Below are 18,897 nucleotides of genomic sequence, written 5' to 3'. Positions count from 1 at the left end.
AAGGTCAAAGCATCATGCAGTTTCCGGAAATCACTCCCCTGGACGATGCCCTGCGCCCCGTGCTGCAGGCCGCCATCGACGACAAGACCAAGCCGCTCGGCGCACTGGGCCGGCTGGAATCGCTGGCCCTGCAGCTGGGCCTGACCCTCGGCACGGCGCGGCCGGTGCTGCAGCGCCCGACCGTGATCGTGTTTGCCGCCGACCATGGCGTGGCCGATGCCGGCGTAAGCGCTTATCCGGCCGAGGTCACCGCGCAGATGGTGCAGAACTTCCTGGCCGGCGGCGCGGCGATCAATGTGTTCTCGCGCCAGCACGGCATTGCGCTGGAGATCGTCGACGCGGGCGTGCGCGTGCCGCTGCCGGCGGCACCGGGCCTGGTCAACTGCCGCATTGCCGACGGTACCCGCAACTTCACGGTCGAGCCGGCGATGACACCGGAGCAGGCCGCCGCGGCGATGACCGCCGGCATGGCGCGCGTGCTGCGCCATGCGCAGCAGGGCTGCAACGTGATCGGCTTCGGCGAGATGGGCATTGCCAATACCTCGGCGGCTGCCTGCCTGATGCAGCGGCTGACCGGCCTGCCGCTGGCAGACTGCATCGGGCGCGGCACCGGGCTGGACGATGCCGGCCTGGCGCGCAAGCGCGAGGTGCTGGAGCGCGCGCTGGCGCTGCATGCCGAGGTGCAGGCACCGCTGGACGTGCTGGCCACCTTCGGCGGCTTCGAGATCGCGATGATGGCAGGCGCCTTCCTGGCCGCCGCCGCGAGCCGCATGGTGATCCTGGTCGATGGCTTTATCGCCACGGCCGCGCTGCTGGTGGCGCAGCGCCTGGACCCCAACGTGCTGCAGTACTGCGTGTTCACGCACTGCTCGCATGAGCGCGGCCACCGTGCGCTGCTGGACCAGTTCGGCGCCGCGCCGCTGCTGGCGCTGGACCTGCGCCTGGGCGAGGGCACGGGCGCCGCGCTGGCGTGGCCGTTGCTGGCCTCGGCGGCGGCGTTCCTGAATGAAATGGCGACCTTCAGCGGCGCCGGCGTCAGCACCGCCTCGCCATGAGCGTGCCGTCCGACCCGGTGCCTGCACAAGGCAGCGCCGCCGGCGTGGCCGGCGAGCTGCGCTATTTCCTGACGGCGCTGGGTTACTTCACGCGCGTGCCGCTGCCGGGCTGGCTGGCGCGCTGGGCCGGATTCGAACCGCATTACCTGCACGCCGCCGCGCGCTACTTCCCGCTGGTCGGGCTGCTGGTGGGCGGCGTGGGCGCGCTGGTCACCTGGGGCGCGATGCTGTGGTGGCCGCCCGGCGTGGCCGTGCTGCTGGGCATGGCCGCCACGCTGCTGCTGACCGGCGCCTTCCATGAAGACGGCCTGGCCGATTGCGTCGATGCCTTCGGCGGCGCGTGGCAGCGCGAGGACGTGCTGCGCATCATGCATGACTCGCGCATCGGCGCATTCGGTGCGATCGCGCTGGTGGTGGCATTGCTGCTCAAGTGGCAGTTGCTGGTGGCGATCGCGGGGCGCGGCGGGTTGATGGTGCTGCTGGCGGTGATCGTCGCCGCGCACGCCGCCAGCCGCGCGATGGCGGTCAGCTATCTGGCCACGCTGACCTATGTGCGCGCGCAAGGCAAGGCCAAGCCGGTGGCGCAGAAGCTGGCCGGCGCGGGGTTGGCGTTCGCGCTGCTGTGCGGGCTGGTGCCGCTGTGGCTGGTGTCGCCGTGGTTCTGCGCCGCGGCAGTGGTCGCGCTGCTGGGTCTGCGCCTGCTGCTCGGCCGCTACTTCGTGCGCCGCATCGGCGGCTATACCGGCGACTGCCTCGGCATGGCCCAGCAGTGCGCCGAGATCCTGCTCTACCTGGTGGCCGCGGCATGGATGTGGTCCTGATCCGCCACGCGCAGCCGCAGGTGCCGGCGGGCACCTGCTATGGCTGCCTCGACCTGCCGCTGGCGGCACCACTGGCGCCTGCGGCGGCACGGATCGCCGCGGGCCTGCCCACGCCGGATCGCATTGTCGCCAGCCCGCTGGCGCGCGCGCTCGGCACCGCGCAGGCGCTGGTGCAGGCGCTGCCGGGCGGCGCGCCGGCCATCGACACCGAACCCCGGCTGCGCGAGATCGACTTCGGCAGCTGGGAGGGCGTGGCCTGGGATGCGATCGACCGCGCCGCGCTCGACCAGTGGGCGGCCGACCTGCTGCACGCGCGCCCGCATGGCGGCGAAGCGCCGGCGCAGGCGATGGCGCGGGTTGCCGGCTGGGCGGGAACGCTTGCCACGGATCGCGCCGAATGTCTCTGGGTGGTCGGCCATGCCGGCCCGATGCGCATGCTGGCCGCGCACTGGCTGGGCGTGCCGCTGGCGACGACGGTCAACTGGGCGCTGGGCTTCGGCGCCAGTTGTGGCTTCACGCTGGGGCCGGGCGGGGTCCGGCTCGGCTGGTGGAACCGCGCCGCCTGATCAGCGTGCGGGCCGGCGCTTGCGCGCCGTGTCGAGGTCCTTGCAGATCAGCTCGGCACCTTGCACCACGCGCGGACCGGCGCGGTTGACCAGGTCTCCGTCGATCACGAACAGGTTGTTGCGCGCCACCGCCGTGACCTGCTTCCAGCGCCGCCACATCTCGAAATCCGGCAGCGGCTGGTCCGAGCGCGTGGCGCCCATGCCTGCTGTCAGCATCGCTTCCGGGTTGCCCGCGATCACCGCTTCGACCGACACCGTCGGCACCAGCGGCGTCTCGGCCGCGAACAGGTTGCGCCCGCCGCACAGCGCCAGCATGTCGCTGACCAGGTGCTGGCCGTTGAGCGTCATCAGCGGCTGCTGCCAGACCTGGTAGAACACCGTCACCGGCGGGCGTGCCGCGTAGGTCTTGCGCAGCGTCTCCACCTGCTGGCGGAAGCCGTCGGCAGCGCGCCGCGCGGTGGCTTCGGTGCCTAGCAGCGTGCCGAGCTTCTCCATGTTCTCCGGGATCGCGGCCAGCCTGCGCGGCTCGCTGTAGAACAGCGGGATGCCGAGCGCGCGCAGGCGGTCGGTCTGCTTCTGCGCATTGCCGTGGCGCCAGACCACGATCAGGTCCGGCTTGAGCGCGGCGATGCGCTCCAGGTCCAGCGCCTTGTTGTCGCCCACGCGCGCGATCTCGCGCGCCTGCGGCGGGTAGTCGCTGTAGCTGACCGTGCCGACGATGCGGTCGCCGCCGCCGGCCGCGAAGATCATCTCGGTGACGTGCGGCGCCAGCGAGATCACGCGGCGCGCGGGCTGCGGCAGTGTCACCGTCTGGCCAGCGTCGTCGACGGCAGACACCGCGGCGGCGGCAGGCAGGGCTGCCAGCAGCAGCGTGGAAGCGATAACGGGCGTCAGGCGGTTCAGCATGGAATCGGGGAAAGGGGTTCAGCCAATGACTGCGGCCAGTGCCGCGTCCAGCCGCTGCCAGGCGTGCGGCTGGTCCGGCGGCAGGCCCAGGCGCAGGCTCGGCGGGCAGCCTCCGGCGGCGTCGAAGTAGCGGGTCCAGATACCTTGTTGCGCGAGCGCGTGCTGCAGCCGTGCGGCGTCGCCATGCGGCACCCAGCAGAACAGCGGATGCATCACCGGCGCCAGGCCATGGCGGTCCAGCAGCGCGGCCAGCTTTGCCCCGCATGCTTGCAGGCGTGCGCGGGTGGCATCGTGCCAGCCGTGGTCGGCCAGCGCATGCCGCGCGACTTCGCGTGCCGGGCCCGATACGGTCCAGTGGCCCAGGCGCTCGCGCAGCGCGTCCAGCAGTGCCGGCTGCGCCAGCACGAAGCCGCAGCGGATGCCGGCCAGGCCATAGAACTTGCCGATCGAGCGCAGCACCACCAGGCCGGCCTTGCCGCTGTGCGCGGCCACCGAGCCATCGGGCAGGCAGTCGATAAAGGCTTCATCGACCAGCAGCGTGCCGCCGCGCGCCGCCAGCTTCGCGTGCCAGCGCAGCAGCGTGGCGGCGGGCAGCACGCGGCCAGTCGGGTTGTTCGGGTTCACGACGACGAGATGGTCGAGGTCGTCGGCCAGCGCCGCCTGCGCGAAAGCCGCTTCATCCAGCGGCGCCACCGCATGGCCCGCGGCAGCGAAGGCCGGCGCGTATTCGCTGTAGCCGAGCGCGGCGATGCCCACGCGGCCCGGGCACAGCAGACCCGGCAGCGTGCGGATGGCGGCCTGTGAGCCGGCGACGGGCAAGGCCCGCGGCGCGGCGCAGGCCTGTGCGGCCAGTTCGGCCAGTCCGTCGTCATCCTGCGGCAGCCGTTGCCATGCTTGCGCAGGCAGCGCCGGCACCGGATAGCCGTCGGGATTGATGCCAGTGGACAGGTCGAGCCAGTCGCCGGCGGGGCGGCCGTAGCGGCGCACCGCGGCAAGCAGGTCGCCGCCATGGCGGATCGGGGGCAGGGCGGTGCTCATGTCGGCGTGGCAACAGCAAGGACGGCCAGGGCGCTGGCGCCTGCCAGCGCCAGCCACAGCCACAAGGTGCGCTCGACCAGCCGCAGGCAGGCCATCACGTGCGCGGCTTGCGGCGCGGGGCCGGCGCCCAGCGGCGGGCGTTGCTCGATCTCACCGTGATAGCGCGCCGGGCCGCCGAGTTGCACGCCTACCGCACCGGCGCCCGCGGCCATCACGGGACCGGCATTGGGACTCGACCATGCCGGGGCCTGCGTGCGCCAGCAATGCAGCGCCTGCGCGGTGGCGCCGAGCAGCGCATAGGACAGTGCGGTCAGGCGCGCGGGCACGAGGTTGAGCCCGTCGTCGATGCGCGCCGCGGCCCAGCCGAAATACAGCAGCCGCGGCGTGCGGTAGCCCCACATCGCATCGAGTGTATTGGCCAGCCGGAACACGATCACGGCGGGCGCGCCGCCGACCAGGAACCAGAACAGCGCCCCGAAGATCGCGTCGTTGCCGTTTTCCAGTGCCGACTCGCAGGCGGCACGGGCCAGGGCTTCAGCATCGGCATCGCTGGTGTCGCGCGAGACGATGCGCGCGGTCAGCGCGCGCGCGGCGGGCAGGTCTGCCGCGGCAAGGGCGGCGGCGATCGGGGCGATATGCTGGTGCAGGCTGCGCGCGCCGAGTGCCGCGTACAGCGCCACCGCATGCAGCGCCAGGGCGGCAACAGGGTGCAGGCTGGCCGCAGCGTCGACCAGCCACCATGCGAGCGTTGCCGGCACCAGCACCAGCACACACCAGCCGGCGAGACCGGCAAGGCGCTGACGCCAGGGCGCACCGCGGTGCTGCGCAGGGTTGAGCCGCCGCTCAAGTGCGGCAGCGATGCGGCCGAAGCCCACCAGCGGATGCCAGCGGCGCGGCTCGCCCAGCCAGCGGTCCAGCAGGACGCCCGTCAGTGCCGCTGCCACGCATGCCGGCCAGGCCAGCATCAGCATGTGGGATCGGCGCCCTTCACCGCAACCGGAATGCCTGCCACCATCAGCCGCACGCAGTCGGCGGCGGCGGCCAGCTTCTGGTTCAGGCGGCCCAGTTCATCGACATAGAAGCGGGTGATGGCGCCCATCGGGATCACGCCGAAGCCGATCTCGTTCGAGACCAGGATCACATGGCCCGGCAGCGTCGGCAACGCGGTGAGCAGCGCTTCGATTTCTTCGGTGAAGGCATCCGGTGGCGTAATCACGCCATGCTCAGGGTAGGTGCGACTGTCGGGGAAGATCAGGTTGTTCATCCACAGCGTCATGCAATCCACCAGGATGCAGCCGTCGTGGCGCGCGTTGGCGTAGAGCGCATCGGCCAGGTGCACCGGTTCTTCCACCAGGCGCCAGTCGGTGGGGCGGCGGGCGCGGTGCAGGGCGATGCGGACCTCCAGTTCCTGGTCGGCGTGCGCCGGGTCCTGGTGCGCGGTGGCGATGTAGGTGACCGGGCCGCCGGTGATGGTGGCATGGTCGGTGGCGAGCTGTTCGGCGTAATGGCTCTTGCCGGAACGCGCGCCGCCCAGCACCAGGGTCAGCTGGCGGTTACCGTGTCCGCCGGCGGCACGCGGCTGGGTGGCGGTGTCGGGGGCGGAGGCGGGTGCGATGGCCGGGGTTTCCATCCGCGTATTGTAGCCGCCGCATCCGGGCATCGCACGGGGGGTTGTTGCAGGCACCGGTGCGATAATCCGCCAATGCAGACCGACTCCTCGCAATCCCTGCCGCTGGGTGCCCTGCGCGGCACGCTGATGGTCCAGGGCACGACTTCCAATGCCGGCAAGAGCACCATCGTGGCCGGCCTGTGCCGGGTGCTGGCGCGTGCCGGCACGCACGTGGTGCCATTCAAGCCGCAGAACATGGCGCTGAACAGCGCGGTCACCGCCGACGGCGGCGAGATCGGCCGCGCGCAGGCGCTGCAGGCACAGGCCGCGCGGCTGGCACCGCATACCGACATGAACCCGGTGCTGCTCAAGCCCAGCAGCGACACCGGCGCGCAGGTGATCATCCACGGCCGCGCGCGGCTGGACCTGGATGCGCGCGCCTACCACGCCTACAAGCCCGAGGCGATGAAGGCCGTGCTGGCATCGCACACGCGCCTGGCGCAGGCCTATGAGGTGGTGCTGGTGGAGGGCGCCGGCAGCCCGGCCGAGATCAACCTGCGCGAGCGCGACATCGCCAACATGGGCTTTGCCGAGCGCGTCGACTGCCCGGTGGTGCTGGTGGCGGACATCGACCGCGGCGGCGTGTTTGCGCACCTGGTCGGCACGCTCGACTGCCTGTCCGACAGCGAACGCGCGCGCGTGACCGGCTTCATCATCAACCGCTTCCGCGGCGATATCGGCCTGCTGGAGCCGGGACTGGACTGGCTGGTGGCGCGCACCGGCAAGCCGGTGTTCGGCGTGCTGCCCTACCTGCATGGCCTGCATCTGGATGCCGAGGACGCCATCATCGGCACGCAAGCGGATAGCGGTGATGGGGCCGGCACGCCGGCGCAGCGCCTGCGCGTGATCGTGCCGGTGCTGCCGCGCATCGCCAACCATACCGATTTCGACGCGCTGCGCGCGCACCCGCAGGTGGACCTGCAGTTTGTCGGGCCCGGCATGCCGATCCCGCCCGCGGACCTGGTGGTGCTGCCCGGCAGCAAGAACGTGCGCGGCGACCTGGACTTCATCCGGGCCAATGGCTGGGACGCGGCGCTGGCCCGGCACCTGCGCTACGGCGGCAAGCTGATCGGGATCTGCGGCGGCATGCAGATGCTGGGGCGGCAGGTGCACGATCCCGATGGCCGCGAAGGCCCGGCCGGCAGCAGCGCGGGCCTGGGCTGGCTGGATTTCGAGACCACGCTGGCGGCAGAGAAGCAACTGCGCCAGGTCGGCGGCCGGCTGGCGCTGGATCAGGCCGATGCGCCGGTGCGCGGCTACGAGATCCACCTTGGCGTCACCACGGGTGCGGGGCTTGAGCAGCCGGCCCTGTGGCTCGACCGCGGCGACGGCACGGTGCGGCCCGACGGCGCGCGCTCGGCCGATGGCCAGGTGCTGGCCACCTATCTCCACGGCCTGTTCGACGAGCCCGCCGGCTGCCAGGCGCTGCTGCGCTGGGCGGGGCTGGACGGCGCCCAGGCGGTGGACCTCGATGCACTGCGCGAAGCATCGATCGAGCGGCTTGCCGACACCATGACCGTGCACCTGGACCTGGATGCGATGCTGGCGCCGCTGCGGCGCTGACGCAAGCGGCACGGCCGCCTGGCAAAGCCCCTGCTAGAATCGCGAATCTTTCGCATTTGCATTCTGCCTGGAGGTGGCCTGTGCGCCATATTCAACGCATGGCAGCGTCCGCTCAACGTACTTCAGCCCCCACATGGTCACCGGCCGCCTGCGCGTCGTCCTCGTCAAACTGCACCTGTATATCGGCCTGAGCCTTGGCCTGCTGTTCGTCCTTTTTGGGCTGACCGGCATGACCATTGCCTGGCGCGAAGAACTGGATGCCTGGCTCAACCCTGACCTGCTGGTGGCGTCCGCGCCGATGACGGAGCCGGTGTCGCCGGCCACGGTCCAGGCAGTGACCGAGCGGCTGGCTGCGCCCTCCTACGGCAAGCCCAACCTGCTGATGCTGCCGGTCCATGCCGACGGCGTCTTTATCGCCTGGTATCCGGTCAAGGGGCCCGACGGCGTGGTGCCGGGCCGCTCGCGCCAGGTGATGGTCGATCCGGTCACGCTTGCGGTGAAGGGCGAGCGCGTCTGGGGCGAGGCGGGCCTGTCGCGCCGGCTGTTGCTGCCGACGCTGTTCCACCTGCATCGCTACCTGCTGTCGGGCGATACCGGCAAGACCATCACCGGCATCGCCGGCATGCTGCTGTTGCTGACCACGCTGGTGGGCGTGGCGGTATGGTGGCCCAAGATGAAGCTGCGCTCGGTGGTGCAGGCGTTCCGCATCACCCATGGCGGCTCATGGTCGCGCTTCAACTATTCGCTGCATCGCGCAGGCGGCATCGTGGCCGCGCCGGTGCTGGCCACCATCGCCTTTTCGGGCTGGTACCTGAACCTGCCGAAGTGGGTGACACCGATGGTGGCCGGCGTGATGACCGTGACGCCGCCGGTGAAGCACGTCTCGGCACCGGCGCCGGCCGGGGCCCGGTCGCTGGGCGCGGGCGAGATCATGGCGGCGGCGCAGGCCCACTACCCGCAAGCGCAGGTGACCCGCATCAGCTTCCCGCGCAAGCCGGGCGACGCGTTCGAGATTCGGCTGCGCCAGCCCGGCGAGGTGCGCAAGGACACCGGTGCCACGCGGCTGTGGCTCGATGCGTGGAGCGGCAAGCCGCTGGGCGTGCGCGATCCGCAGCAGGCGCCGGCGGGCGACACACTGCTGAACTGGTTGTTCCCGCTGCATACCGGCGAGGCCTTCGGGCTGCCGGGGCGCGTCTTTATCACGCTGTTCGGGCTGGCACCGCTGGCGTTTGCCGTGACCGGCGTGCTGATCTGGTGGAAGCGGCGGCGGGGCCATCAGCGGCATATGGTGAAGGCCGCACAACGCTCCGGCATGCGCCGGGCATGAAAAAAGCAGGCCGCCGGCCTGCTTTTTTTGTCTGGCGCGGCGGCGCCGCTCAGATTTCCAGGTTGTCGATCAGCCGGGTCGCGCCCAGCTTGGCGGCGGTCAGGATCACCAGCGGCTCGCCGGCGAGGAATTCCTCGCGCGTCGGCGCCTGCAGGTCGACGCGCTTGCGGATCGACACGTAATCCGGCTTCCAGCCGCGCCTGGCCAGCGATTCCTTCGCATTCGCCTCGACCGCAAGCAGGTCGGCCGCGGCGCGGTCGCTGCCCAGCACAGTGTCGCGCACGTCATGCAGCGTGCGGTACAGCACCGGCGCCTCGGCGCGCTCGTCGGGGCCCAGGTAGCGGTTGCGCGACGACAGCGCCAGGCCGTCTTCGGCACGGATGGTCTCGGCGGGGATGATGTCGATCGGCAGGGCAAACTGCTGCACCATGCGGCGCACGATCATCAGCTGCTGGTAGTCCTTCTTGCCGAACACCGCCACGCGCGGCTGCGCGCACGAGAACAGCTTCATCACCACCGTGCACACGCCCTTGAAGAAGCCGGGGCGGAACTCGCCTTCCAGGATGTCGCCCAGGTCATGCGGCGGCTCGACGCGGTATTCCTGCGGTTCGGGGTACATGTCGCGCTCGGACGGCGCGAACAGCACGTAGACGCCTTCCCTCTGCAGTTTCTCGATATCGTCCTGCAGCGTGCGCGGGTACTTGTCGAAATCCTCGTTCGGGCCGAACTGCAGGCGGTTCACGAAGATCGATGCCACCACCGGGTCGCCGTGCTGGCGCGCCAGGCGCATCAGCGACAGGTGGCCTTCGTGCAGGTTGCCCATGGTGGGGACGAAGGCAGCGCGGTTCTGGCCGCGCAGTTGGTCGCGCAGCTCTTGGATGGAGGAAATGACTTTCATCTGCCTTGGTGTGCTGGTCGTGGTAGGTGTGACCCGGGCGCCGGTCCGTCGAGGGGCGGCACATGGACTACCGGTCTCGGCCTTCTGTCGGGCGCGGGGCCTTCGGGCACTTGCCTTCGGGGTCTGCACCGTGGGCCATTGGGCCGGCTGTCGGCGGATTGTAGAACATGTTGGGACGGGGCCGGACCCCGCAGCGCGGGTGGGTCAGGTCGGGCTGTACGCCAATCGCACATAAATTGGTGCGAACGGTTCGGCCTGGGTGATCTCCACCAGCGCTTCGCGCGACAGCTCCAGCATGGCGATAAAGTTCACTACCACCACCGGCACGCCCTTGCCGGAGCGCACCGCGTCCTCGAACAGCTCGGAGAATTCCATGAAGCGCGAGTGCTGCAAGCGGCGCAGGATCTGGCTCATGTGCTCGCGCACCGACAGTTCCTCGCGCGAGATCTTGTGGTGCTGGTTGAGCTTGGCGCGCTTGAGCACATCGGCCCAGGCGGCCTGCAGGTCGATCGTCTCCACTTCGGGGAAGCGCGGCGCCAGGCTCTGCTCGATATAGACCTGCGAGCGCAGGAAGTCGCGGCCCAGCTGCGGCACCGTATCCAGGCGCTGCGCGGCCAGCTTCATCTGCTCGTATTCCAGCAGGCGGCGCACCAGCTCGGCGCGCGGGTCTTCGGCCTCATCGTCGCTGTCGGCCTTCTTGACCGGCAGCAGCATGCGCGACTTGATCTCGATCAGCATGGCCGCCATCAGCAGGTATTCGGCGGCCAGCTCAAGATTGGTCTTGCGGATCTGCTCGATGTAGGACAGGTACTGCCGGGTGACCTGCGACATCGGGATGTCGAGGACATTGAAGTTCTGCTTGCGGATCAGGTACAGCAGCAGGTCTAGCGGGCCCTCGAAGGCTTCCAGGAAGATCTCGAGCGCGTCCGGCGGGATGTACAGGTCCTGCGGCAGCTTGAACAGCGGCTCGCCGTACAGGCGCGCGAAGGCCATCCCGTCGACCATGTCGGCAGGGCCGGCCGCAACCGCCGGGGCCACGGCCGGCAGTTCGACGGGCAGCGGCAGCTTGTCCTGGTCGCCTGCGCTCATGGGCGGCGTGCGCTCGCGGGGGCGGCGGGAATCAGTTGTCCTGTGCGTAGACGTATGGCTTCTGCGCCACGCGCGAAGCCTCGGCGCGGGCGCGCTCTTCCAGGTCGATCGGCGACTTGTCCCACAGCAGGGCACGGCCGTCGCGCTGTTCGGCCTCCAGCGTCGGGCGCTCTTGCTTGAGCTGCTTCAGGAACTGGGTGATTTCGGATTCGTAGATGGCCATGTTCAACCGTGATGCGCCCGCGCGGGCGCCAGATAGGTGCAGTGGGCCACGATTTTACAGTATCGGCCCCCCGGAATGCATTCTGGCCGGGTGCAACGCGCCGGAAAGTTCCGGGCATAAGGCCGGGTGTGGTCAAATACCGACTTTGTATGTGTGGACAATCGGCGATGCCGCAAGACACCGCTATTACCGCTAACTCCGCTGGCCGCGCGCGCGTGGCCGTTCGCGTACTGGCCGCGCTGGGCGTGGTGCTGGCGCTGGCGGCCGCTCCGGCCCGCGCCGCCTACAAGGTCGAAGTCGAGGCACCCAAGCCGATCCGCGAGATGCTGGAAGAGCATCTGGACCTGGCACGCTACCAGGACCGCGCGGACCTCTCGCCGGACCAGCTCGACTATATGGTCGAGACCGTCGGCGAGCAGGTGCGGGCGCTCACCTCCACCGAGGGCTACTTCGACCCGACCACCACCACCCGCGTGGAAGGCGAGGGCGACAAGCGCGTGGTCCACGTGATGGTCGACCCCGGCGCGCGCACGCTGATCCGCAATGTCGAGGTCCAGGTGACGGGCCCGGCGGCCACGCGCTCGCCCGAGCAGGTGGCGGAGATGCAGGCCAAGTGGGGACTGCCGGTGGGTGAGCCGTTCCGGCAGGGCGACTGGGACAAGGCCAAGGAAGACGCGCTGGTCACGCTGCAGAGCCACAACTACTACGGCGCGCGCCTGGCCGCGTCGCAGGCGCGCGTGGAGCCGGACGACCAGCGCGCGGACCTGTCTGCGCATTACACCAGCGGCCCGGCCTACCTGCTGGGGCCGCTCAAGGTGACCGGCACGCGCCGCTATCCGGAACAGATCATCTACAACGTCAACCCGCTGAACGAGGGCGAGCCGTACCGCGTGGAGCGGCTGCTGGAACTGCAGCGCGCGATCCAGAACCAGCCGTACTTCTCCAACGTGCAGGTCGACCTGGAACCGCCGCCGGACGCCGACAAGGCGGCTGACGGCGTGGTGAGCTCGCCGGTCCTGGTGCGCGTGCGCGAATATCCGGCGCACCGGCTCAACAGCGGCGTGGGCTTTACCACCGACACCGGCGCGCAGATCGAAGGCCGCTATTCGTACTACAACCTGTTCAACCGCGCCTGGACCTTCGACTCGCAGGCGCGGCTGGAGCAGAAGCGCTCCTATCTGTTCGCCGAGACCGCGATGCCGCCGGACAGGGGCAACTACCGCAACAGCGTGTACAGCAGCTACGAGCGCACCATTGACATCGAGAACACCGACACCACCAGCCTGCGCGCGGGCCTGAAGCGCTCGCGCTCGCGCGAGAAGTACGATGTGACGACGTCGCTGGATTTTTACTACGACAAGCTGCTGCCGGAGGGCCAGGCCGCCCAGATCAGCAAGGCGCTGGTGCCGGCCTTTGCCTGGACCCGGCGTGATGTCGACAACCCGGTGTTCCCGCGCCGCGGCAATGTGATCAGCACCCAGATCGGGGTGGCCGCCAAGGGTTTCCTCAGCGATGCCACCTTCCTGCGGCTGTACGGCCGTATCCGCCAGTACATACCGGTGGGCAAGCGCGACCTGGTGGTGGCACGGCTGGAACTCGGTGCCGACCTGACCGGCGACAGCGCCAGCCAGATCCCGGCCACGCTGCGCTTCCGCGCCGGCGGCACCGATTCGATTCGCGGCTACACCTACCAGTCGATCGGCACGCCCAGCGGCTCCAGCATCTTGCCGGCCAAGTACCTGGGCACCGGCAGCCTGGAGTACCAGTACTGGTTCAAGCCAGACTGGGGCGTGGCGGTGTTCTGGGATCTCGGCACTGCCGCCGACAACCTGCGCGGCGTGACCATCTACAACGGCGTGGGCGTCGGCGTGCGCTGGCGCACGCCGGTGGGTCCGCTGCAGCTGGACGTGGGCTACGGCATCCAGGAGCAGCAGTTCCGCCCGCATATCTCGCTGGGGGTGGCGTTCTGATGCGGCACCCTTGTCTTTCCCGCCTGACCCGGATGCCGGCATGAGCGCCCACGATCTGCCTTCGGTGCCCGGCGGCGATTCGGCCCGGACTCCGACCCCGCCCGCGCCGCGCAAGCGGCGGCGGCTGTGGCGCGTGCTGGCCTGGCTGGCCGGCATCCTGCTGCTGTTGATGGTGGCGCTGGCGGCGGCGGGCGTGGCGGCGCTGCGCACCGAGACCGGCACCCGCCACCTGTGGACGCTGGCCACGCGGCTCTCGGCCGGCATGCTCAGCGGCCGCCTGGAAGGCGGCACCGTGGCGCACGGCCTGCGCCTGCGCGACGTGGTGTTCGCCAGCGGCCAGACGCGCGTGGCGGTGGACCGCGTGGATGGCAACTGGGTGCTCGGCTGGCAGGCGCGGCGCCTGCACGTGCAGTGGCTGCGCATCGGCAAGGCCGAGGTGAAGCTCGGCCCGTCCGAGCCGAGCACCGAGCCGATGCAGAAGCCCACCTCGCTCGAACTGCCGCTGGCCATCGATGTCGATTCGCTGACGCTTGAGCGGCTGTCGCTGCTGCAGGGCACGGCGCCCACGGCCGAGCCGATGGTGTTCAGCAACCTGGCCGGCGCGCTGCACAGCGACGGCCAGCGCCACCGCGTCAGCGTGGACAAGCTGGAAACACCGTACGGCAAGCTGGCGGCCAACGCCCAGGTGGGCGCACGCGCCCCGTTTGCGCTCAGCGCCGAAGCCTTGCTGGAAAGCAGCTGGCAGGATGAGTCCTTTGCCGTCAATGCCACCGCCAAGGGCAACCTGGACGCGCTGCGTGCCGAGCTGCAGGCCAGCGGCGACCGCATCCACCTGCGCGCCGGCGTCGACCTGACGCCGTTCGGCAAGGTGCCGTTCACGCACCTGCTGGTCGATGGCGATCGCATCAACCCGCGCCTGTTCAGCCCATCGGCGCCACAGGCCAACCTGACCGTGCATGCCGAGCTGCGGCCGGTGGCCGGCGTGGCGGCGGCTGCCGGCGCGCAGGCGGCCAGCGCCGTGGCGGCATCGGCACCCCCGGCGGCATCGGGAGCCTCCGCATCCGCCCCTGCGGCCGTGCCTGCGCCCGCACCGCTGGCTGTCGCCGGCGACATCGAGATCAGCAACCTGGAAGCCGGTCCGCTGGACAAGGAGCGGCTGCCGGTGCAGTCGGTGCGCGCCCATGTCGAGCTGAGCGAGATGGCACAGGCGGTCTCGGAGCTGCGCGTGGCGCTGGCCGGCAAGGCCGAGATCTCCGGCGGCGGTTCGCTGCGCGGCGGCCGTGGCGGCTTCGACCTGGACGTGCGCAGGCTGGACCCGGCCGCGCTGCATGGCTCGCTGACCAGCGCCAGCCTGTCCGGCCCGGTGGTGGTGCGGATGGAGCCGGGCCGGCAAAGCGTGGCGCTGGACCTGTCGGGCGGGCCGCTCAAGCTTTTCGCTGATGCCAGCATCGATGCCGAGGCGGTCACGCTGGCCACGCTGCGCGCCGCGGTGGGCCCGGGTTTGCTGACCGCGGAAGGCAGGCTCGGCCTGAAGGACAAGCAGCCGTTCAGCTTCAGGGGCAAGCTGGCCTCGTTCGATCCCTCGCGCCTGGCCAAGGTTGCCGCCGGCCGCATCAATGCGGATTTCACCGCGACCGGCGAGATCACGCCGGAGCTTGGCGTGGCGCTGGATTTCGCCGTGCATGAGAGCGAATACGCGGGCCTGCCGATGACCGGCGGCGGCAAGGTGCGCCTGGCGGGCGAGCGGCTCTTGCCGAGCGAGGCCTCGCTGAGCATGGCCGGCAACCAGGCCAACCTGCGCGGCAGCTTCGGCGCGCGCGGCGATGCGCTCAAGCTGGCGGTCGATGCACCGCAGCTGGAGCGGCTCAAGTTCGGCGTGGCCGGCAAGCTCAAGCTCGACGCCACCATCACCGGCACGCTGAAGAAACCCGAAGTGGTGGCCGACTACAACGCGCAGGCGCTGGAAGTGGGCCCGCACAAGGTGGCCAGCGCCAGCGGCCGCGCCGAGGTGCGCGGCGGCCTGGACGGCCCGCTCTCGGTGCAGCTGGCCGCGCGCGACTACCGCGGCCCGCAGGCCAGCCTGAGCTCGCTCGATGCCACGCTCAACGGCACCCAGGCCAACCATACCTTCGACGTCAAGGCGGCCGGCAGCCTGAACCAGCGGCCATTGCAGCTGGCACTGGCGGGGCAGGGCGCGTGGAAGGGCAAGGAGGGCTGGAACGGCACCATCCGCACGCTGGAAGAGCGCGGCACCGTCAACCTGCGCCTGGCCGCGCCGACGCAGTTGCTGGTGGCCGACCAGCGCGTGCGCCTGGGCGCGGCGCGCCTGCTGCTGGACCGCGCCACGCTGACGATCGAAAGCCTGGACTGGGACCACGGCCGCATCCGCAGCGCGGGCAGCCTGGACGGCCTGCAGGTGGGCCATGTGCTGGAGCTGATGGAAACCATCACCGGCGAGAAGCCGCCGGTGCGCTCCGACCTGGTCATCGACGGCCGCTGGAACCTGGCGCTGGCCGAGACCGCGACCGGCTTTGCCGAACTGCGCCGGCGCAGTGGCGACCTCTCGGTCAATGCCGGCCGGGGCTTCACCACGCTCGGCCTGGGCGAGACCAGCCTGCGCGCCGAGGCCGGCGGCAACCGCATCGCGCTGCGCGGCGGCATGGTATCGGGCCGCATCGGCAAGGTGGTGGTGGACGCCTCAGCCGGACTGGTGCAGGAGCAGGGGCTGCAGACCGTAGGCCCGGCCTCGACCCTGGGCGGCACGGTCACCGTCGACGTGCCGCGGCTGAAATCGCTGGAAGCGCTGACCGGCCCGCAGTACGCCTTCGACGGCAAATTGGCCGCGGCGATGCGCCTGGCCGGCACGATCGGCGCGCCGCTGCTGACCGGCACCGTCGACGGCGACAACCTCGCCGTCACGCTGTACGACCTGGGCCTGCGCCTGACCGACGGCACCGTGCGCGTGGTGCTGGACCAGAACACGGTCGAGCTCAAGCACGTGGAATTCCACGGCGGCGACGGCAAGATCACGGCCACCGGCAACGTCAAGCTGGGCGAGGCCGATCCCAACCTGACCGGCAAGATCGTCGCCGACAAGCTGCAGCTGTTCGCCAGCCCCGAGCGCACGCTGGTGGTCTCGGGCGATGCCACCATCGCCAACGAGAACAAGCAGGTCGTGATCCGCGGCAAGATCCGCGTCGACCGCGGCCTGTTCGACCTGCCCAAGGCCGGCGCGCCGGTGCTGGGCGACGATGTGGTGGTGATCCGGCGCAAGGACCAGCGCGCCGTGAAGACTGCCGCCACGCAGGCGCCGGAGACCAAGCCGGCAAGCAAGTTCAGCCCGGTGATCGACCTGACCGTGGACCTGGGCAACAACTTCCGCTTCCGGGGCGCGGGCGCGGACCTGTTGCTGGCCGGCCAGATGGGTGTCAAGAGCGAACCCCTGGCACCGATGAAGGCCACCGGCACGGTGCGCGTGACCGACGGCACTTATGAAGCCTTCGGACGCAAGCTGGACATCGAGCGTGGCATCATCAATTTCAACGGCCCGATCGACAACCCGAACATGAACATCCGCGCCATGCGCCGCAACCAGGAAGTGGAGGCGGGCGTGGAGGTGACCGGAACGGTGCGGCTGCCGCGCGTGCGGCTGGTGTCGGAGCCCAACGTGCCGGAAGAGGATAAGCTCTCGTGGCTGATGTTCGGCTACGGCGCGGAAAGCGCCGGTGCCGGCCAGCAGCGCCAGCTGGGTGGCGCCGCGCTGGGCGGCGCGGCGCTGGGCATGATCGGCGGCAAGGCCGGCAAGGGCATCGTGCAGCATTTCGGCATCGACGAATTCTCGATCGGGCCCAGCACCGCGGGTCTCAATGACCAGCAGGTGGTCAGCATGGGCAAGGCCATTACCGAGCGTATGTCGGTCGGCTATGAGCAGAGCCTGACATCGGCCTCGAACGTGGTGAAGCTCACCTGGCAGTTCTCACGGCGCTGGTCGCTGATTGCCAAGGGCGGGTCCATCAACGGTTTGTCGGTCTTGTTCAACCGCCGCTTCGACAGCTGGGCGAACCTGTTCAGCGGGACCTCGGGTCGCAGCGACACCAGAAGGAGCCAGCAGGATGAGAGCCAGCCAACCAGTCCCGACAGCGCGGCACAGGCAGCCTCGGCAGCCATCGCCGAGCCCGTGCGCCGCTGACGGGCGCCCCGCAACTTTCGCGTCGCCGCGACGCCTTGCCGCCATGGGACTCTTTGCCGCTTTGCTTGCGCTGTTCGGCTGCGACCAGCAGAAGGTCGATGAAGCCATGAAGAAGGCGGGCGACACCGCCCGCAACACCTGGAACGCGATCAAGCCCGACAGCGAGTTGTTCAAGGGCATCGTCCCCGGCCAGTCCACTGAGGAAGACCTGCGGCGCCAGGCCGGCAAGCCGGAGATCGTATGGGAGGAAGCCGACGGCGGGCGCCGGCTGGAGTACCCGCGTGGCCCCGAGGGCACCACCACCTGGATGGTCACCATCGGCGCCGATGGCAAGGTCGCGAAGATCGAGCAGGTGCTGTCAGCCGAGAACTTCGCACGCGTGCGCGCCGGCATGAGCAAGGATGAAATCCGCCGCCTGCTCGGCAAGCCCACCAAGGTGGAGGCATTTGCGCTGAAGAAGGAAGAGGTGTGGGGCTACCGCTGGATGGAAACCTCCACCGACAAGGCCTTTTTCAATGTGCATTTCAACAGCGACGGCACCGTCACCACGACCTCGCGCAGCGACGATCCGTCGAAGATGCAGGGCGGCTGACCCGTGCCCAGGCCCTCAGTGGAGCAGGTGGCAGGCGGCCACGTGCACCGGCGCGGTTGAGCCGGCGGCCGGGTCCAGCCGCAGCATGCGGGGGATCTCGGTGGCGCAGGCCGGCACCGCCCGCGGGCAGCGCGGATGGAACTTGCAGCCCGCCGGCGGGTTCAGCGCCGAGCCGATATCGCCCAGGATCAGCCCTTCGGCCGGCTGGTGGTCAGGGTCGGGACGCGGCGCCGAGCCCAGCAGTGCCTGCGTGTAGGGGTGGCGCGGGGCGCTGAACACCGCGGCGCTGGGCCCGCTTTCGGCCATATTGCCCAGGTACATCACGCCCACGGCCGAGCTGAAGTGTTCCACCAGCGCCAGGTCATGGGCGATCACCACATAGGCCAGGCCGAAGCTGCGCTGGATATCCGACAGCAGGTTGACGATCTGCGCCCGGATCGAGACATCCAGCGCCGAGGTGGGCTCGTCCAGCACGATCAGCCGCGGCTGCAGCGCCAGCGCGCGCGCCACGGCAATGCGCTGGCGCTGGCCGCCGCTGAACTCGTGCGGATAGAGGTCAAGCGCGCCGGGCGGCAGGCCGACGATCTCCAGCAGCTCCAGCAGCCGCCGGCGCAGCGCGGCGCGGTCGCCGCCCTGGCCGTGCGCAAGCAGCGGCTCGGCCAGCAGCATGCTGACCTTCAGGCGCGGATTGAGTGACGAGGACGGATCCTGGAACACCGCCTGCACGTGGCGCCGGTAGCCCAGCACGCCCTTGCGGTCCAGCGCCAGCACGTCCTGGCCGTCGAAGCGGATGGTGCCCGCGCTGGGGCGCTCAAGCAGCAGCAGCTGCCTGGCGATGGTGGTCTTGCCGCAGCCGGACTCGCCCACCAGCGCATAGGTCTGCCCGGCATCCACGGCAAAACTGACGCCGTCGACGGCGCGCACCGTGCCGCCGCCGCGCGCGGGGAAATGCTTCTTTAGGTTTTCGACTTCGAGCAGCATGGCTGCCTCC

General features: G+C 70.2%; 16 protein-coding genes. 8 read left to right on the top strand and 8 right to left on the bottom strand.

The genetic code is table 11. The features are described 5' to 3' along the window. Nucleotides 1–14 precede the first annotated feature (14 nt). Genes cobT through CF68_RS23640 form a run of 3 tightly spaced genes read left to right on the top strand, consistent with a single transcriptional unit; the run spans nucleotide 15 to nucleotide 2,442 of the window. Complete coding sequence (gene cobT / locus CF68_RS23650; RefSeq protein ID WP_035823509.1) at nucleotides 15–1,055, top strand: nicotinate-nucleotide--dimethylbenzimidazole phosphoribosyltransferase; 1,041 nt, start codon at nucleotides 15–17, stop codon at nucleotides 1,053–1,055. Further along, a complete protein-coding gene (locus tag CF68_RS23645) occupies nucleotides 1,052–1,876 on the top strand; it encodes an adenosylcobinamide-GDP ribazoletransferase (protein WP_051591649.1) in 825 nt (274 codons plus the stop codon). The genes cobT and CF68_RS23645 overlap by 4 nt, the downstream gene beginning before the upstream one ends. Beyond that, nucleotides 1,861–2,442, top strand: coding sequence for a histidine phosphatase family protein (locus tag CF68_RS23640; protein ID WP_035823507.1), 582 nt, complete (start codon nucleotides 1,861–1,863; stop codon nucleotides 2,440–2,442). Before CF68_RS23645 ends, CF68_RS23640 begins: the two co-directional genes overlap by 16 nt. Here CF68_RS23640 and CF68_RS23635 read toward each other — a convergent pair whose 3' ends face one another. Genes CF68_RS23635 through cobU form a run of 4 tightly spaced genes read right to left on the bottom strand, consistent with a single transcriptional unit; the run spans nucleotide 2,443 to nucleotide 6,046 of the window. Beyond that, entirely contained in the window at nucleotides 2,443–3,348 is a 906-nt protein-coding gene (locus CF68_RS23635; RefSeq protein ID WP_035823505.1) for a cobalamin-binding protein, read from the bottom strand. It lies immediately after the preceding gene. A gap of 18 nt (nucleotides 3,349–3,366) precedes the next feature. Then, on the bottom strand, nucleotides 3,367–4,386 hold the full coding sequence (gene cobD, locus CF68_RS23630; protein WP_035823503.1) for a threonine-phosphate decarboxylase CobD: 1,020 nt from the start codon (nucleotides 4,384–4,386) through the stop codon (nucleotides 3,367–3,369). Next, nucleotides 4,383–5,357: an adenosylcobinamide-phosphate synthase CbiB gene (gene cbiB, locus CF68_RS23625; RefSeq protein ID WP_035823501.1), complete on the bottom strand. Its 975-nt coding sequence runs from the start codon at nucleotides 5,355–5,357 to the stop codon at nucleotides 4,383–4,385. Before cbiB ends, cobD begins: the two co-directional genes overlap by 4 nt. Continuing rightward, complete coding sequence (gene cobU, locus CF68_RS23620; protein WP_035823499.1) at nucleotides 5,351–6,046, bottom strand: bifunctional adenosylcobinamide kinase/adenosylcobinamide-phosphate guanylyltransferase; 696 nt, start codon at nucleotides 6,044–6,046, stop codon at nucleotides 5,351–5,353. Before cobU ends, cbiB begins: the two co-directional genes overlap by 7 nt. A gap of 42 nt (nucleotides 6,047–6,088) precedes the next feature. Between cobU and CF68_RS23615 the strand changes: the two genes are divergently transcribed. Both CF68_RS23615 and CF68_RS23610 read left to right on the top strand, forming a co-directional pair. Beyond that, nucleotides 6,089–7,618: a cobyric acid synthase gene (locus CF68_RS23615; protein ID WP_035823497.1), complete on the top strand. Its 1,530-nt coding sequence runs from the start codon at nucleotides 6,089–6,091 to the stop codon at nucleotides 7,616–7,618. Nucleotides 7,619–7,751: 133 nt separating this feature from the next. Continuing rightward, nucleotides 7,752–8,945, top strand: a complete 1,194-nt coding sequence (locus tag CF68_RS23610) for a PepSY domain-containing protein (protein ID WP_035823495.1) — start codon at nucleotides 7,752–7,754, stop codon at nucleotides 8,943–8,945. 49 nt (nucleotides 8,946–8,994) lie between these two features. Here CF68_RS23610 and panC read toward each other — a convergent pair whose 3' ends face one another. The 3 genes from panC to CF68_RS23595 all read right to left on the bottom strand — a co-directional run bounded on the left by panC (nucleotide 8,995) and on the right by CF68_RS23595 (nucleotide 11,155). After that, entirely contained in the window at nucleotides 8,995–9,843 is an 849-nt protein-coding gene (gene panC / locus CF68_RS23605; RefSeq protein WP_035823493.1) for a pantoate--beta-alanine ligase, read from the bottom strand. A 204-nt stretch (nucleotides 9,844–10,047) separates the two neighbouring features. Then, nucleotides 10,048–10,932, bottom strand: a complete 885-nt coding sequence (locus CF68_RS23600) for a ScpA family protein (RefSeq protein WP_035823491.1) — start codon at nucleotides 10,930–10,932, stop codon at nucleotides 10,048–10,050. Between the two features lie 31 nt (nucleotides 10,933–10,963). Beyond that, on the bottom strand, nucleotides 10,964–11,155 hold the full coding sequence (locus CF68_RS23595; RefSeq protein WP_035823490.1) for a DUF3460 family protein: 192 nt from the start codon (nucleotides 11,153–11,155) through the stop codon (nucleotides 10,964–10,966). Nucleotides 11,156–11,322: 167 nt separating this feature from the next. Here CF68_RS23595 and CF68_RS23590 point away from each other — a divergent pair, with 167 nt between their 5' ends. From CF68_RS23590 to bamE, 3 genes are read left to right on the top strand one after another with little or no spacing between them, the layout of a single operon-like run. Beyond that, the gene (locus CF68_RS23590) at nucleotides 11,323–13,125 is read left to right on the top strand and encodes an autotransporter assembly complex family protein (RefSeq protein ID WP_035823489.1); all 1,803 of its coding nucleotides are present in this window, start codon (nucleotides 11,323–11,325) and stop codon (nucleotides 13,123–13,125) included. Between the two features lie 40 nt (nucleotides 13,126–13,165). Continuing rightward, complete coding sequence (locus tag CF68_RS23585; protein ID WP_035823488.1) at nucleotides 13,166–17,314, top strand: translocation/assembly module TamB domain-containing protein; 4,149 nt, start codon at nucleotides 13,166–13,168, stop codon at nucleotides 17,312–17,314. Between the two features lie 43 nt (nucleotides 17,315–17,357). After that, on the top strand, nucleotides 17,358–17,906 hold the full coding sequence (gene bamE, locus CF68_RS23580; protein ID WP_035823487.1) for an outer membrane protein assembly factor BamE: 549 nt from the start codon (nucleotides 17,358–17,360) through the stop codon (nucleotides 17,904–17,906). Between the two features lie 15 nt (nucleotides 17,907–17,921). Here bamE and CF68_RS23575 read toward each other — a convergent pair whose 3' ends face one another. Continuing rightward, nucleotides 17,922–18,887: an ABC transporter ATP-binding protein gene (locus tag CF68_RS23575; RefSeq protein WP_035823485.1), complete on the bottom strand. Its 966-nt coding sequence runs from the start codon at nucleotides 18,885–18,887 to the stop codon at nucleotides 17,922–17,924. Nucleotides 18,888–18,897 lie beyond the last annotated feature (10 nt).

The organism is Cupriavidus sp. SK-4 (assembly GCF_000611125.1).
GTDB lineage: Bacteria > Pseudomonadota > Gammaproteobacteria > Burkholderiales > Burkholderiaceae > Cupriavidus > Cupriavidus necator.
This window is presented reverse-complemented; position numbering and strand designations above follow the sequence as displayed.